Genomic DNA, 14,262 nt, shown 5'->3' with positions numbered 1-14,262 from the left:
GCCATGAGGTTCACCTGGAACGGCGCGCCGCTCGAAGGGCGGCCCGGCGACAGCATCGCCGCGGCGCTGACCGCCGCCGGCGTGCGGCGGCTGGGGACGGGCTGTGCCGGGCAGGACCGGGCGATGTTCTGCGGCATGGGCGTCTGCCAGGATTGCCTCATCTCCGTCGACGGCGGCGCGGGGCGGCTGGCCTGCATGACCAAGCTCTCCCCGGGCATGGCTGTCCGCGCCATGGACGACCGCGAAGGGACACCCGACCCCTGGGCGGGCGAGGCGCCGCCACCCGAGGTCCGCCGCGTGGACGTGGTGGTGATCGGCGCGGGGCCGGCGGGCCTGCGCGCGGCGCTGGTGCTGGCCGGGGCAGGGGCCTCGGTCCTGGTCCTGGACGAACGCGATGCCCCGGGCGGGCAGTATTTCAAGCCGCGCAGTGAAGGGTTCCGGGGTGACACCCCCGCCGACGCGCAGCACCGCGCGGGCGATGCGCTCCGCGCCGAGGTCACCCGCGCGGGTGTCGAGATCCTGCAGGGCCAGACCGTCTGGCACGCCCGCACGGAGGGCGGCTTCACTCTTCGCAGCGACGGCGCGCGGTCGCTCACGCTCAGCGCGACGCAGGTCGTTCTAGCGAGCGGCGGCTACGAGCTGCCGCCCGTGGTGCCCGGCTGGACCGGCTCCAATGTCCTCAGCATCGGCGGGGCGCAGACGCTGGTCCGCCGATACGGCGTCCTGCCGCCGGGCCCGGTGCTGATCGCCGGGCAGGGGCCGCTTGGCTGGCAGCTTGCCGACGAGATCCTGCGCCTCGGCGGCGAGGTCGCGGCGCTGGTCGACCGCGCCCGGCTCGACCGCCCCGGGGCCTTCCTGCGCGCCGTGATGCGCGCGCCTGCACTGATCGGCGCGGGGCTGCGGCAGCGGCTGGCGCTGGCCCGTGCGCGGGTGCCCGTCCTGACCGGCTGGGAGCTGCGCGAGATCACCGAGGAGGGCGCGCGCCTGGCCCGGGTCGGCGGGAGCGCCACGCGCGAGATCGCCGCGGGCACCATCTGCATCGGCGCGGGCTTCCAACCGCAGATGGAGCTGGCCCGCCAGCTCGGCGCACGCCTCACGCCCGAGCCCCGAAGCGGGCTGCCGGTGCCCGAGCGCGGCCCCGGGGGCGAGACCTCGGTGCCCGGCTTCTGGATCGCGGGCGACGCGGGCGGCATGGGCGGCGCGCCCGCCGCAGAGGCGCAGGGCGCGCTCTGCGGCGCCGGTGTGGCCCGCGCGCTGGGGCTAACGGCACCCGAAGTCTCGGACGCACCGTTCCGCGCCGCGCGCCGCTTCCAGGCCGCGCTCTGGCAGCTCTTCGACGCCCCGCCGCCGGGCCCGCCCGCGCCTGACGCCATGGTCTGCCGCTGCGAGGCCGTGAGCGCCGGGCAGCTCTCCGAGGCCATCTCTGCGGGCGCCCGCGACCCCGGCGCGCTGAAACGCGCGACGCGCATGGGCATGGGCCGCTGCCAGGGCCGCTATTGCCTGCCCGTGGCGCTGCGGATGCTCTCGGAGGCGGGCACCACGCCCGCGCCCGAGCGGCTCTTCGCGCCGCAGATCCCCGGCAAGCCCGTGCCGCTCTCCGCGCTCTCGCGGGAGAAGCCGGAATGGGGCGGGCACCGCGAAAGCGCCCCTGCGGCCCGGCCCGGCGCCCCGGAGCGCGCGCCGCTTCCGCAGGACGCGGTCGACCTTCTGGTGATCGGCGGCGGCGTGACCGGCATCTCCGCGGCGCTCTTTGCCGCCCGCGAGGGCGCGCGGGTCTCGGTGCTCGAGCGTGGCTGGCTCAACGCCGAGGCCTCGGGCGGCAACGCCGGCAGCCTGCATCTCCAGCTTCTGTCCTGGGACTTCGGCCAGAAGGCCGTGGGCGGCGGCGACCTGCAGCTGCGCACCCTGCCGCTGCAACAGGAAAGCATCGCGCTCTGGCAGGAGCTGGAAACCGGCCTCGGCGCGGATTTCGAGATGGCCACCACCGGCGGGCTCATGGTCGCCGAGACCGCCGAGCAGATCCCCTTCCTCGAGGAGAAGGCCCGCTCCGAGGCGCGGGTCGGCGTCGAGACCGAGATTATCGGCCCCGAGCGCCTCCGCCAGATCGCGCCTGCCATCTCCGAGCGCATGGTCGCCGCCGCCTGGTGTCCGGGCGAGGGCAAGATCAACCCGCTGGCGGCCTCGCTTGCGCTGATCGCCGAGGCCCGCGCCCTGGGCGTGGCTTTCGAGGAACAGACCCCAGTGACGGGGCTGGCGCGCGACGGCTCGGGCTACGCGGCCGAGACTCCGCGCGGACCCCTGCGCGCGCGCCGCGTGCTGATCGCCGCGGGCGGCTGGTCGGCGGAGCTCGGCGCTATGCTGGGCGCCCGCGTGCCCGTGCGCGGCGCGCCGCTGCAGATGGTGGTCACCGAACGCACCGGCCCGGTGCTGCCCTGCCTCGTCGCCCATGCGGACCGGCATCTGACCATGAAGCAGACCCAGGCGGGCACCGTCTTGATCGGCGGTGCCTGGACCGCCGAGACCGGTCCGGGCGGTCAGTCGCGGGTGCTGCCCGAGAGCCTCGAGGGCAACCTCTGGGTCGCCGCCCGCACGGTGCCGGCGGTCGGCGGCCTCCGGGTCCTGCGCAGCTGGGCCGCGATGAACATCGACATCGACGGCGCGCCGCTGATCGGGGCGCTGCCCGGCGCGCCCGGGGTGGTCGTCGCGGCCACGGCCAATGGCTACACGCTCGGCCCGCTCATGGGCCGTGAGGCGGCCGCAGCGGCGCTTTCGGGCCAGTTGCGGCAGGACCTCGCCGCCTTTTCTTTCGACCGTTTCACCACCTGAGGAAAGGATTCCCATGACCAAGCTCAAGATCCACGCCGGGCCCTTCGAATTCGACGCCGTGCTCGAGGAAGAGGACGCCCCGAAGACCTGCGCCGCCTTCAAGAAGACGCTGCCCTACAAGAGCCAGCTCGTGCATGTCCGCTGGAGCGGCGAGGGCGTCTGGATCCCGCTCGGCGACCACGACTTCGGCGTGGACTACGAGAACCACACCTCGCATCCCGCGCCGGGGCATTTCATTCTCTATCCCGGCGGCATCTCCGAGACCGAGATCCTGCTCGCCTACGGCGGCGTGGATTTCTCTTCGAAGATGGGCCAGCTCGCGGGCAACCACTTCATCACCGTGACCAGCGGGCAGGAGAACCTGAAGACGCTGGGCAACCTGGTGCTCTGGGAAGGGGCGCAGGACATCCGATTCGAGCTGGCCTGAGGCCGACACTAAGGGGCGCTGCCCGTTAGCGCGGGCCGGCCCAATGCAGGCGCGCTGCCGTCCGGGCCCCTGGCACTCCCGCCCGGGGTTCGGCGGGGGCCCGCCGGGCGAGACGCACCCAGCGTGCCCGGCGGGCATCCCGCGCGGCTCGCGCCGAATTTTTCCCGACAGTCTACGGTCTTGATGTGCCCCACGCCGGGGCGCCTGCGCCCGCGCGCCGGGGCGCGGGCGCCCGGCCGGCGGCGATTATGGCCGAAGCAAGGCGGGGCACCGCTCTGCCAGTATGGCGGGAATGTGTCGCCGCGCCGCTGCACGTCCCGCGCGATTCGGCGCCTCGGGGCGGCTCGCCCGCGCGAAAGCCGCGCCAATGGCCCGGATTGCCGCGCATTGGGCGGCAAGCGCGAACAAATGGCCGGAGAACTGCGGCGGAGATATGGCACGCCCGCGTCCGGGCAAGCCGCGCGGCACCATCGTCCCCGAAAAAGAAACAAACGGCGGGCGCATCCCGCGAAAACCTGAGTTTATTGGCGGCAGCGCCCGTTTTGGCGCTGCAAAACGGAAACAATACACCCCGTTTCGACGCAAGATTTGGGCGGGATTGCGGCGGCCTGACGGCTCATCGCCCCGATTTCGAACACTTTTCGGACAAATTTTTCTTCCTGCAGGGCACGGCTTCCCGTATTTCTTAATCAAGCCCACTGGGGGGTGACATCTGCTGGCCACGGGGGCGGCCACCGAAAAACGAACATCCTGATGGATGCGTCAGATTGCGGCACGGCCTGGCCGGACGCCGCGTGAGCCTTTGTGTCCGAAATTCGGATCCGGGGGGCGCGTCTTTCGGGATGGTCACGGAGCCTGAGTGCAGCCGCGCGATGCGGCACCCGCGAAGGCGGGACGGGGGTGCACCCCGAGGAACGGTGAGAGGGTGAGAGAATGGCTGATCTCTGTCTTGAGTGGAGAGAACTGGCGGCGGTCGAGTCGCGGCTGAGCCCGTCGAACGGCGTCGACGGAGCGGTCTCGGTCGACCTGGGCGGGCTCGCGGTGGATGTGAACTTCGACGCGATCAGCGACGAGGCGACCGCCTATTACGTGTCCTTCGAGGGCTATGTGGCCCCGGGCGAGGACTTCGATCCGCGCTCGCATCTGAAGCTCTACGCGGGCGGCAACAACACCAACACGCCCTCGCCGGAGCTGACCTCGAAGACCACCTTCGACTTCCGCGCCACCAATGACCTTTACGCCGATGCGGCGCAGAACGTCAGCTTCCGCCTGAACGACGTCGACACCGACGCCGCGGCCTTCGGCGGCATCGGCGCGGGCGACATCGTGACGATCAACGCCTTCGACGCCATGGGCAACCCGGCGACCATCACCATCGACAGTTCCGGCGCGGCCACCGTCTCGGGCAACAGCGCGATCGGCCAGGTCTCGACCTCCTTCGACAGCCCCGACGGCTCGCTCCGGGTCGACATCGAGGGCCCAATCTCGCGGATGGAGATCGACTACGACAACTCCGGCACCGAGCAGCAGGCGATCCTGGTCTCGGACATCAAGATCTCGACCGTGGACAAGAACGCCGATCCCGACGCGCAGGACGACACCGCCTCGGGCGACATCGACACGCCCCTGGTCATCGACGTGCGCGCCAATGACAGCGATCCCGACGGCGACCCGCTGACCGTGACCTCGGTCACCGACGGCAGCAACGGCACCGCGACGATCAACGGCGACGGCGACGTGGTCTACACGCCGAACTCCGGGTTCACCGGCGACGACGAGATCACCTACACCATTTCGGACGGCAACGGCGGCACCGACACCGCCACCGTGCGGATCACCGTGGGTGATCCCGACCTCGAGGGCCGCATCGACACCGATGTCTTCCCCGTGCCGCCAGCCGACCAGCCCTTCGATCCCTTCGACGGCCTGGACGAGGACCCCGATCCGCTCGACGACGCCGAGGACATCCAGGGCACTGGCGGTGCCGACACGATCTTCGGCGGCGACGATGCCGACACCATCCGCGGCGACGGCGGCGACGACCTGATCCGTCCCGGCATCGACGACGATGACGTGCGCGGCGGCGGCGGGGCCGATACCATCATCGACGTGCAGGGCGCCGACACGATCTACGGCGGCAACGGCAACGACAGCATCGTGGCGGGTGTCGACACCTTCTCGGACTACGAGAACGACGACCCGAACCTGCCCCTGAGCGTCGGCGGCACGACCTTCACCAGCGATCCCAACACCGAGGACGGTCGGGACTACGTCGAGGGCAACGCCGGCAACGACACGATCTTCACCGGCGACGACCGCGACACGATCGATGGCGGCGGCGACGACGACTACATCGACGCGGGCATCGACGACGACTCGGTCATGGGCGGCCAGGGCAACGACGAGATCTACGGCGGCCACGGCTCGGACACGCTCGACGGCGGGCAGGGCGACGACACGCTCGACGGCTCGGCCCCGGCCGCGCTCGAGATCCCCGACGACAGCGACCCGCAGACCGAGAACGACCGCGACCTCTTGCAGGGTTTCCTGGGCGACGACCTGTTGATCGGCGGCGATGATGACGACACGCTGGAAGGCGGCTCGGGCAGCGACACGCTGGACGGCGGCATCGACGAGGACCTCCTGGGCGGCGGCGACGATGCCGACACGCTCCTGGGCGGTGCCGGCGACGACACGCTGAACGGCGACGGCGGGCTCGACAGCATCGACGGCGGGGCCGACCGCGACACCATCGTGGTCTCCTCGGTCTCCGATGCCTCGCAGTCCGACGGCGCGGGCGGCTTCCTGGGCGACACCGTGCAGGGCGGCAACGCCGGCGACGACTTCGACACGCTTGATCTCTCGGCCATCGGGGCGCGGGACGTCGACTGGCGGATCGTCAACGAGCGGCCCGACGACGACGGCGGGCGGCCCTCGAACGGCATCGACGGCACGGTCGAATTCCTCTCGGGCGACCGGGTCACCGGCAGCTTCGACTTCTTCAACATCGAGGAAATCGTGCCCTGCTTCACCCCCGGCACCAAGGTCGCCACGCCCAAGGGCGAGCGCCTGGTCGAGGAGCTGCGCGAGGGCGACCGGATCATCACCCGCGACAACGGCATCCAGGAGATCCGCTGGGTCGGGCGCAAGGATCTGACCGGCTTCGAGCTGGCGCGCAAGCCGCACATGAAGCCGGTGCTGATCCGGGCGGGCAGCCTCGGGCACAACCTGCCGGAGCATGACATGCTGGTCAGCCCGAACCACCGGATGCTGGTCAACAACGACAAGACCGCGCTCTACTTCGAAGAGAACGAGGTCCTCGCGGCGGCCAAGCATCTGACCGGCCTGGCCGGGGTGGACGAGGTCACCTCGCTCGGGGTGAGCTACATCCACTTCATGTTCGACCGTCACGAGGTGGTTCTGGCCAATGGCGCCTGGACCGAGAGCTTCCAGCCCGGCGATTACAGCCTCAAGGGCATCGGCAATGCGCAGCGCAACGAGATCCTCGAGCTCTTCCCCGAGCTGGCCGAGACCGAGGGACTGCGCAGCTACGCATCGGCGCGTCGCTCGCTCAAGAAGCACGAGGCACAGCTTCTGACCAAGTGACACGCCATTGCAGCGACCCGGCGCGCCGGGGGCCTTCGGGCCCGCGGTGACGGGCAAGGCGGGGCGGGATGTGTGGGGCATCCCGCCCCGATCTGTTTTGCGGGGTGGTTTGGAGGCTGCGGGCAGGCTGGCGGAGTGCGGTGAAGGTGCGGCGCGTCGGATGATTTTCTGAGAATGACGGCTGTGGTTGGCAGCGTGGCGCTCGGCCTAGGACGCTCTGCTTTCTTAGCATCGGCGCTCCCGCAGGAAGGCCCTTTAGTCACGCGACCCTGCCGAAGACCCGCCGCATTTACCCCGCACCACCCGCGCCGTTTCCGACAAATCGCGCAAAATCCCGAAGATTTTTTGCCGGAAAACCATCTCCTTGCCGCGTGACGCTCAAACAATGCTCACGCTTTGGTCCCATTGTCGCCCCGAAGCCCGGCAATACGGGGGTGGCGAAACCGGGCGCTCAAGGCGCCCGTGGCTTGGCCCGGGATCAGACCGCAGGCGGGGCCGGGTAAGCGGTGAAAGGGGTAAAGGTGAGCCAGGTGATCGACAGGATCGGACCAGAGGGGCAGGCGGATGGCAGCGGGCTCTCGCCCGTGGCTGCGGCCTGCACGCCCTGTTTCACCGGCGGCACGCTGATCAAGACGCTGACCGGCGAACGCCCGGTCGAGGAACTGCTGCCCGGCGACCGCGTGCTGACCCGCGACAACGGCTTCCAGACCATCCGCTGGGTCGGCAAGCGGCATTTCCCGCGCCCCGCGCTCGAGGCGATGCGCTCGCTCGCCCCGGTGCGCATCCCCGCGGGCAGCCTTGGAAGCGGCTTGCCTGCGCGCGACATGATGGTCTCGCCCGAGCACCGGGTGCTGGTCGGCAACGCCTGGACGGAGCTGTTCTTCGCGCAGGAAGAGGTGCTGATCCCCGCCCGCAGCCTGCGCGCCTTCGAGGGCGTCGAGAGCGTGATCCCCGAGGAGGGCGTGCTCTACGTCAACTTCCTCTTCGCCGGCCACGAGCTGGTGCAGAGCGACGGCCTCTGGACCGAGAGCTTCCAGCCCGGAGAGGTGCTCTTCGACGAGGAAGAGGCCCCGGTCCGGGCCGAGATCTTCCAGATCTTCCCCGAGCTCGAGGCGCATCTCGGCGAGATGCGCTTCTCCGCCGCCCGCCCGACGCTCGACGCGCATCAATGCCGGGTGCTGTTTGCGGCGTGAGTGGTGGCGTTCGGGGTTGGGGCGCCAATTCGGGCGTCCACACGCGCTTTCAGGTTTGAGATTGTCTATGAATAGTAGGGCGTTACGCGCCATACTTTCTGCGGCGCAATAACCAAGAAGACTGAGGCGACGAGGCTCTCGGGGCCTGCATTTCTCCCAGTGAGCGCCACCCCGAGCGCCCTGAGTGACGCCACAGCGCCAGTCCAGCCAAACCGCCGCCACAGGGCCGCAGCCCCGCCGTCATTTCCGATCGACCGTCCCTGCTGCCTGCGTCGCGCGCCACTCAGCCCAGTCCTCCGGCGTGTCGAGGTCGACCAGCGCGCGGCGGCCCGGCAGGGCGACGCTCTCCAGCCGGTTGCGGTTGGCCCTCAGCACCTCGCGGGCGCCTGCGTCCCCCGAAAGCCCGAGAAGCGCCGCACGGCAATCGGCGGGAAAGATCACCGGATGCCCGGGCCTCCCCTCGCAATCCGTCGCGCGCACCAGCCGCCGCCCGCCACCAGCCCGGAAGGCCGCGGCCAATAGGGCGAGGTCCTCCTCAGTGATCTCGGGCATGTCGGCGGGCAACACCAGGTAGGCGCTGCCTTCGGGCGCCGCCTCAACCCCCGCGACCAGCGAGGAGGACATGCCGTCCTCGGGCCACTTGACGGTTGCGACTGTCAGGTTCAGACCCGAAAGGGCCTCCGCGCGGGCGCCATCGGGCGCGGGCAGGGCGACCACCACATGGTCCAGAACCCGTCCCGCCATGCGCGCCAGGCGGCGCAACAGGGGCTCGCCCGAGACCTGCTCGAGCAGCTTGTCGCCGCCCCGCATGCGCCGCCCGAAGCCCGCCGCGGGCAGCACCGCGGTGATCGTCAGTGGCTCTTGCACGGAAGCGGGGCTCTCTGCCATGGAAGTCTTGCCCATTTGTATAATATGGAAAATTGACAGAATTAATTGTATCTTTTAACTGACAAGTAACCATTCGTGCCGGTTGACGGCTCGACAGAAGGATTTTCACCTAGGCTCCCAAAGCAGGCAATCCGGCGCGTGGCAAGTCATGCCGCGGGTCAGATACGGACGGCCGCGCCCTCGGGGCACAGGAAAGGCATAGTTGATGCGTGCACCCACGCCCGGAAATCAGAAAGAGCGTCTGGAAGAGCTCCGGGACTTCGAGGTACTCGACACCGGACCGGAGGAGAGCTTCGACGAGATCACCACGCTGATCAAGGATCTCTGCGACGCGCCCATCGCGCTCGTTTCCTTCGTGGATCAGGACCGCCAGTGGTTCAAGGCCCGCTGCGGCTACGATTACCCCGAAACCCCGATCGACCAGGCGATCTGCGCCCATACGATCCTCGAGGACGGCATCCTTGAGATCCCCGACACCCATGCCGACGCCCGCACCGCCGATAACCCGCTCTGCATCGAGGGCGAGGAACCGATCCGCTTCTACGCCGGCGCGCCGCTGGTCTCGGACCGGGGGCATTCGCTGGGCGCGCTCTGCGTGCTGGACACCCGCCCGCGCGAGCTGACAGCGCGGCAGCGGCGCAGCCTCTCGGCGCTGGCCGAACAGGTCATGCGGCTTCTGGAACTGCGCCGCGCGATCCGCAACGAAGAGGTGCTGCGCAGCGAGATGGACCACCGGGTGAAGAACTCGCTGCAGACCGTGGCCAGCTTCATCCGCATCTACACCAGCCGCGCCAAGAGCCCCGAGACCAAGGAGGCGCTGGCCGCCATCTCGCGGCGGGTGAACGCCATCTCCCAGCTGCACGCCGAGCTCTACAACACCAACCAGACCAACCGCGTGCGGCTCGACACCTACATCGACCGCGTGGTGGAGCTGCTGCGCCCGCAGATGCCCGCCAACGTCGGGATCGAGACCCGGCTGGCCCGGCTCGAGACCGAGAGCCGCACCGCCTCGCAGATCGCCATGATCGTCAGCGAGTTCGCGGCCAATGCCGCCAAGCATGCCTTCCCCGACGGCCGCAAGGGCGCGGTGCGGGTGATGATCGAGGACCGCGAGGACGGCGGCTTCCGGCTTCTCTGCGAGGACAACGGCATCGGCGGCGCGGCCACCACGCTGCCCACCGAGGAGACCGAGATCGCCTCGATCGGCATGCGGCTCATGGAAAGCGCCGCCGAACAGATCGGCGCCGAGGTCGAGATGGGCGCGGGCGAGGGCGGCTACCGGCTGGAGCTGGTCACGTCGCCTCAGCCGGACGCGGCGCCATATCGAGCGCGCGCACTTTCAGCCGAGTGATCCGGTTGTTCTCTCGGGCGACCACCTCGAAGCGGAACCCGTGGAACACGAAGGCCTGGCCGACGGTCGGGATCATCTGCGCCTCGTGGATCACCAGCCCGGCGACGGTATTGGCTTCCTCGTCGGGCAGCTGGTGGTCGGTCGCGCGGTTGAAGTCGCGGATCGTCATCAGCCCGTCGATCCAGTAATAGCCGTCCTCGGCCATGGTGATCGCATGGTCGGCGTCGGGGTCGAATTCGTCGGTGATCTCGCCCACGATTTCTTCGAGGATGTCCTCGAGGGTGATCAGCCCCTGAAGCGCGCCGTATTCGTCGACCACCAGCGCGAAATGCGTGCGGCGGCGCAGGAACTGGCGCATCTGGTCGTCGAGCGAGGTGGTGTCGGGGATGAAATAGGGCTTCATCGCCACTTCCGCGATGTTGAAGTCCTGCAGCGCCTGCATCGAGGCCTCGCGGCCCTCCATCAGCTTGTACATGGCGCGCAGCAGGTCCTTGGCGTGCACCACGCCGATGATGTTCTCGGGGTCGTCCCGGAAGATCGGCAGCCGGGTGTGCGGGCTTTCGAGGCACTGCTGCAGGATGTCCGAGGGGTCCGAGGCGGCGTCGATCATCTCGATCGAGGAGCGGTGCAGCATGATCTCCTCGACGGTGCGCTCGCCCAGGTCGAGCGCGCCCAGGATGCGGTCGCGGTCCTCCTTCTCGACCACGCCTTCGGAATGGCCGAGGTTGATCGCGCCGGCGATTTCTTCCCGCACCGCAAGGACATGGCTGTCGGGGTCGGTCTTCACGCCGACCAGCGCCAGGATGCCGCGCACCAGCGCGCGCACCGCGCCCACGACGGGGGCGAAGACCAGGATCACCACCTGGATCACCGGCGAGACGCGGCTGGCCGCGCTTTCGGGATTGGTGATCGCATAGGTCTTGGGCAGCACCTCGGCGAAGATCAGCACCAGGAGCGTCATGATCAGCGTCGCCAGCGCCACGCCCGATTCACCGAAGAGATTGGTGAAAAGCGCGGTCGCGAGCGAGGTCGCGAGGATGTTCACCAGGTTGTTGCCGAGCAGCACCGAGCCGATCAGCCGCTCGTTGTCCTCGGTGATCTTCAGCGCCCGTTCGGCCCCCTTGTTGCCCTTGTCCACGGCGGCGCGCAGCTTGCCGCGCGAGGCGGCCGTCAGCGCGGTCTCGGAGCCCGAGAAGAAGCCCGACAAGACGAGCAGGGCCAGGATGGCGAAGGCGGTGATCCAGAAAGCGGCGTCCAAGGTCGCGTCCTCTTAGGTAACTGATGCTTGGGTTATGTGGTCCCGCGCGCCCCGGAACAAGAGGTGCGGCTCAATCACCTGCCAGGGGGTGGTGATCCAGCACGAGCGCGCGCAGCCGTTCCTCGAGAACATGGGTGTAGATCTCGGTGGTGGCCACATCGGCATGGCCGAGGAAGGTCTGGATCGCCCGGAGGTCGGCGCCATTCTCCAGAAGATGCGTGGCGAAGGCGTGGCGCAGCCGGTGCGGCGTGACCCGGGCGGGCGAGATACCGGCCACGACCGCGATCTCCTTGATCAGCGCGTAGAAGCCGTGGCGCGTCAGATGCCCGGATTTCCCGCGCGAGGCGAAGAGATGCGGCGAGGGCTTTTCGCCGTTCAAGCGCCTGGCCTCCTCGGTGGCCTCGCGGTGGTCGAGCCAATCGGCCAGCGCCTCGCGGGCGGGCGGCGAGAGCGGCACCATGCGCTCCTTGCCGCCCTTGCCGCGGATCAGCAGCATGTGCGGATCACCCCGCGCCGCCGAAAGCGGCAGCGAGACCAGCTCCGAGACCCGCATGCCGGTGGCGTAGAGCAGCTCCATCAGGCAGGTGTTGCGCAGCCGGTCGGCCTCGGTCCGGCCAAGCCGGGTGGCGGCGTCCAAGAGGCGGTCGACCTCGGCGAGGTCCAGCGTCTCGGGCAGGCGCTTGTCGCGGCCGGGTCCGGCGATCTGCAGCGTCGGGTTGTCGCCGCGCAGGCCCTCTTCGAAGGCGAAGCGGTAGATCTGCTTCAAGGCCGAGAGCCGCCGCGCGCGGGTGGCGCGCGAAAAGCCCTGGGCGTCGCAATGGACCAGATAGGCCTCGATGTCGGTCCGCCCGGCGCGGGTGAAATCGAGCCCCCGGCCCGCCAGCCACTCCGAGGCGTCCTTGAGGTCGCGGCCATAGGCCAGAAGCGTGTTCTCCGCGCCGCCCCGTTCGGCGGCCTGGGCCTCGAGAAAGGCCGAGATCATCCGCCCGTCGCTCATCGCCCGCCGTGTTCTTCGGACAAGAGCGCCAATTGCAGCGCGGCGCGGCGGGCGGTGTCCTCGAGCCCGACGGCGCGGAAGGTCGCGATGGCGTCGATCAGCTGGGCGTCATTGCCCTGGGCGCCGGTGTCGAACAGCTCGATGGCGCGCAGGATCGCCTCGCCGAGCCGCCCGGCGTCGAGCAACGCCTGCAGCCCGGCGGGCGGCGCGGCCTGGCCGAAGCCCGCGGCGATGGCGGCGGCATGGGGCAGGTCGGGCACCCCCTCGGGCGCCGCGCCCCGCGCCACGGCGGCGAGAAAGCGCATCTCGGGGCGCTCGGTGTCCACCTCGGCGGCGGCGCGCTCGTAGCTTTCGGAGAGAAGCCCCGCCTGTAGGGCCAGCTGCCGCGCCGCGCCGGTCAGCGGCAGCGACAGAAGCCGGTCGCCGTAAAGCGCGGCAAAGGGAATCAGCAGATCGGCCTCGGCCATCTCGGGCCAGACCCGCGAGAGCGCATTGGCGACCGAGGTCGGGTTGCGCGCGGTCATGGCGATGTCGAAGCGTTGCAGCGCCTCGACCCGGTCCCAGACCCCGCCCGAGGCCGCGGGCCGGCGCAGGGTGTAGATGCCCAGGAGCCGGTTCTCCGACAGCGCCCCGGCGCGGGCTAGCCGTTCGGCGGCCATGATCTGCGCCTTCCAGCCCTGGTCGCCGGACAGATCCGTCGCCGCGAAGGCGCGGGGCAGGGGGCCGGTCGGCAGGGGCTCTCCGATCGCCTCGAAGAGCTGGAACTGCAGCGCGCTCGGGGTCGAGGGCGGCGGCAGTGAGGGCAGGCCGCCCGCCAGCTCGGGGTCGAGGAAGCGTTCCAGAAGGTCGCGGTCGCGCGGGCCAAGCGTGTCGAGCGCACCGGCGGTCTGGAAGGTCAGATAGGCGCGCGGCCAATCGCCCTGCCGCGCCGCGCAGAAGATGTCCGAGACCAGGTCGTCGGTCAGCTTCGGGTCGGCGTTGAGCGCCTCGCAGGGCTCGGTAAGCCGTCCTTCGAGCAGCGAGGCCTCGAACCAGAGCGGAAACAGATCGGGATGTTCGGGCCCCGCGCGTTCGAGCAGCGCCAGCGCCGGATCGACCGAGCCATTGGCGATCAACCGCTCGGCCCGCGCGGCCACGAAAGCCGCGCCGTCGCCGGCGCCCGAGGGCGGCCGCGCCTCGGCCAGCAGGAGCGTGTTGATCAGCGCGGCGATGGCGGGCACCGGCGCTTCGGCCTCGGCGATGCGGCGGGTCAGCCGCTCGGCTTCGCTTGCCTCCCAGAGCGAAGGTGGCAGCCCGGTCGTGGCACTGGGCAGAAGCCCCACCGCGCCCAGCGTCGGCTCGCCCAGCGTCGCCTCGGAGACATCCGGGGTGGAGACCGCATCGGCCACCGGCGGCTCGTCGCGGGGCAGGGGCTCCCCCTCGGGGCCCGCGCGCGGTTCGCGCGGGGCGGCCACCGGCGGGGCGTCCTCGCTCAGCCAGTCGATCGCCGACAGGGGCCCCTGGGCTGCGGCGGGCGCCGCGGCCAGCAGGAGCGCCGTCAGATGCGCTTCAATCCGCATCCAGATCGACCGGCTGGCGAATCTCCGCCTGCGGCGGCGAGAAGTCGGCGCCGAAGAACTCACCCAGATAGGCATAGGCGACAAGCGCGATGCCGCCCAGAATAACCAGGTAAAACAGCCATTTTAGAAGTCGCCCCATGGATCCGTCCGCCTTCTG

General features: G+C 70.0%; 11 protein-coding genes. 6 read left to right on the top strand and 5 right to left on the bottom strand.

What is annotated here, in order from left to right; translation table 11 throughout:
- Nucleotides 1-3 precede the first annotated feature (3 nt).
- The 5 genes from LR948_RS06330 to LR948_RS06310 all read left to right on the top strand — a co-directional run bounded on the left by LR948_RS06330 (nucleotide 4) and on the right by LR948_RS06310 (nucleotide 8,052).
- Nucleotides 4-2,826, top strand: a complete 2,823-nt coding sequence (locus LR948_RS06330; protein WP_232753134.1) for an FAD-dependent oxidoreductase — start codon at nucleotides 4-6, stop codon at nucleotides 2,824-2,826.
- A gap of 13 nt (nucleotides 2,827-2,839) precedes the next feature.
- Nucleotides 2,840-3,253 carry a DUF3830 family protein gene (locus LR948_RS06325; RefSeq protein ID WP_232753133.1) on the top strand — a complete coding sequence of 138 codons (414 nt, stop codon included), beginning with the start codon at nucleotides 2,840-2,842 and terminating at the stop codon, nucleotides 3,251-3,253.
- A gap of 367 nt (nucleotides 3,254-3,620) precedes the next feature.
- The gene (locus LR948_RS06320) at nucleotides 3,621-3,962 is read left to right on the top strand and encodes a hypothetical protein (RefSeq protein ID WP_232753132.1); all 342 of its coding nucleotides are present in this window, start codon (nucleotides 3,621-3,623) and stop codon (nucleotides 3,960-3,962) included.
- A gap of 224 nt (nucleotides 3,963-4,186) precedes the next feature.
- A complete protein-coding gene (locus LR948_RS06315) occupies nucleotides 4,187-6,859 on the top strand; it encodes a Hint domain-containing protein (protein ID WP_232753131.1) in 2,673 nt (890 codons plus the stop codon).
- Nucleotides 6,860-7,389: 530 nt separating this feature from the next.
- Nucleotides 7,390-8,052 carry a Hint domain-containing protein gene (locus LR948_RS06310; RefSeq protein ID WP_232753130.1) on the top strand — a complete coding sequence of 221 codons (663 nt, stop codon included), beginning with the start codon at nucleotides 7,390-7,392 and terminating at the stop codon, nucleotides 8,050-8,052.
- A 240-nt stretch (nucleotides 8,053-8,292) separates the two neighbouring features.
- Here the strand turns inward: LR948_RS06310 and LR948_RS06305 are convergent, their stop codons facing one another.
- Nucleotides 8,293-8,919: an NTP transferase domain-containing protein gene (locus LR948_RS06305; protein WP_370634881.1), complete on the bottom strand. Its 627-nt coding sequence runs from the start codon at nucleotides 8,917-8,919 to the stop codon at nucleotides 8,293-8,295.
- Nucleotides 8,920-9,145: 226 nt separating this feature from the next.
- Here LR948_RS06305 and LR948_RS06300 point away from each other — a divergent pair, with 226 nt between their 5' ends.
- The gene (locus tag LR948_RS06300) at nucleotides 9,146-10,291 is read left to right on the top strand and encodes a sensor histidine kinase (RefSeq protein ID WP_232753129.1); all 1,146 of its coding nucleotides are present in this window, start codon (nucleotides 9,146-9,148) and stop codon (nucleotides 10,289-10,291) included.
- Here the strand turns inward: LR948_RS06300 and LR948_RS06295 are convergent.
- From LR948_RS06295 to LR948_RS06280, 4 genes are all read right to left on the bottom strand, one after another.
- Nucleotides 10,233-11,549: an HlyC/CorC family transporter gene (locus LR948_RS06295; RefSeq protein ID WP_232753128.1), complete on the bottom strand. Its 1,317-nt coding sequence runs from the start codon at nucleotides 11,547-11,549 to the stop codon at nucleotides 10,233-10,235. The two genes, LR948_RS06300 and LR948_RS06295, sit on opposite strands and share 59 nt — an antisense overlap.
- 70 nt (nucleotides 11,550-11,619) lie before the next feature.
- A complete protein-coding gene (locus LR948_RS06290; protein WP_232753127.1) occupies nucleotides 11,620-12,546 on the bottom strand; it encodes a site-specific tyrosine recombinase XerD in 927 nt (308 codons plus the stop codon).
- Complete coding sequence (locus tag LR948_RS06285; RefSeq protein ID WP_232753126.1) at nucleotides 12,543-14,105, bottom strand: hypothetical protein; 1,563 nt, start codon at nucleotides 14,103-14,105, stop codon at nucleotides 12,543-12,545. Before LR948_RS06285 ends, LR948_RS06290 begins: the two co-directional genes overlap by 4 nt.
- On the bottom strand, nucleotides 14,095-14,244 hold the full coding sequence (locus LR948_RS06280) for a hypothetical protein (RefSeq protein ID WP_232753125.1): 150 nt from the start codon (nucleotides 14,242-14,244) through the stop codon (nucleotides 14,095-14,097). The genes LR948_RS06285 and LR948_RS06280 overlap by 11 nt, the downstream gene beginning before the upstream one ends.
- Nucleotides 14,245-14,262 lie beyond the last annotated feature (18 nt).

This window comes from Roseivivax sp. GX 12232, from assembly GCF_021272185.1.
In the GTDB taxonomy this organism is placed as follows: domain Bacteria; phylum Pseudomonadota; class Alphaproteobacteria; order Rhodobacterales; family Rhodobacteraceae; genus Roseivivax.
This window is presented reverse-complemented; position numbering and strand designations above follow the sequence as displayed.

Excerpts from the sequence above, each read along its gene's own strand:
- LR948_RS06330 (WP_232753134.1), top strand. The coding sequence starts at position 4 with ATGAGGTTCACCTGGAACGGCGCGCCGCTCGAAGGGCGGCCCGGCGAC.
- LR948_RS06325 (WP_232753133.1), top strand. The coding sequence starts at position 2,840 with ATGACCAAGCTCAAGATCCACGCCGGGCCCTTCGAATTCGACGCCGTG.
- LR948_RS06320 (WP_232753132.1), top strand. The coding sequence starts at position 3,621 with ATGGCCCGGATTGCCGCGCATTGGGCGGCAAGCGCGAACAAATGGCCG.
- LR948_RS06315 (WP_232753131.1), top strand. The coding sequence starts at position 4,187 with ATGGCTGATCTCTGTCTTGAGTGGAGAGAACTGGCGGCGGTCGAGTCG.
- LR948_RS06300 (WP_232753129.1), top strand. The coding sequence starts at position 9,146 with ATGCGTGCACCCACGCCCGGAAATCAGAAAGAGCGTCTGGAAGAGCTC.
- LR948_RS06290 (WP_232753127.1), bottom strand. The coding sequence starts at position 12,546 with ATGAGCGACGGGCGGATGATCTCGGCCTTTCTCGAGGCCCAGGCCGCC.
- LR948_RS06285 (WP_232753126.1), bottom strand. The coding sequence starts at position 14,105 with ATGCGGATTGAAGCGCATCTGACGGCGCTCCTGCTGGCCGCGGCGCCC.
- LR948_RS06280 (WP_232753125.1), bottom strand. The coding sequence starts at position 14,244 with ATGGGGCGACTTCTAAAATGGCTGTTTTACCTGGTTATTCTGGGCGGC.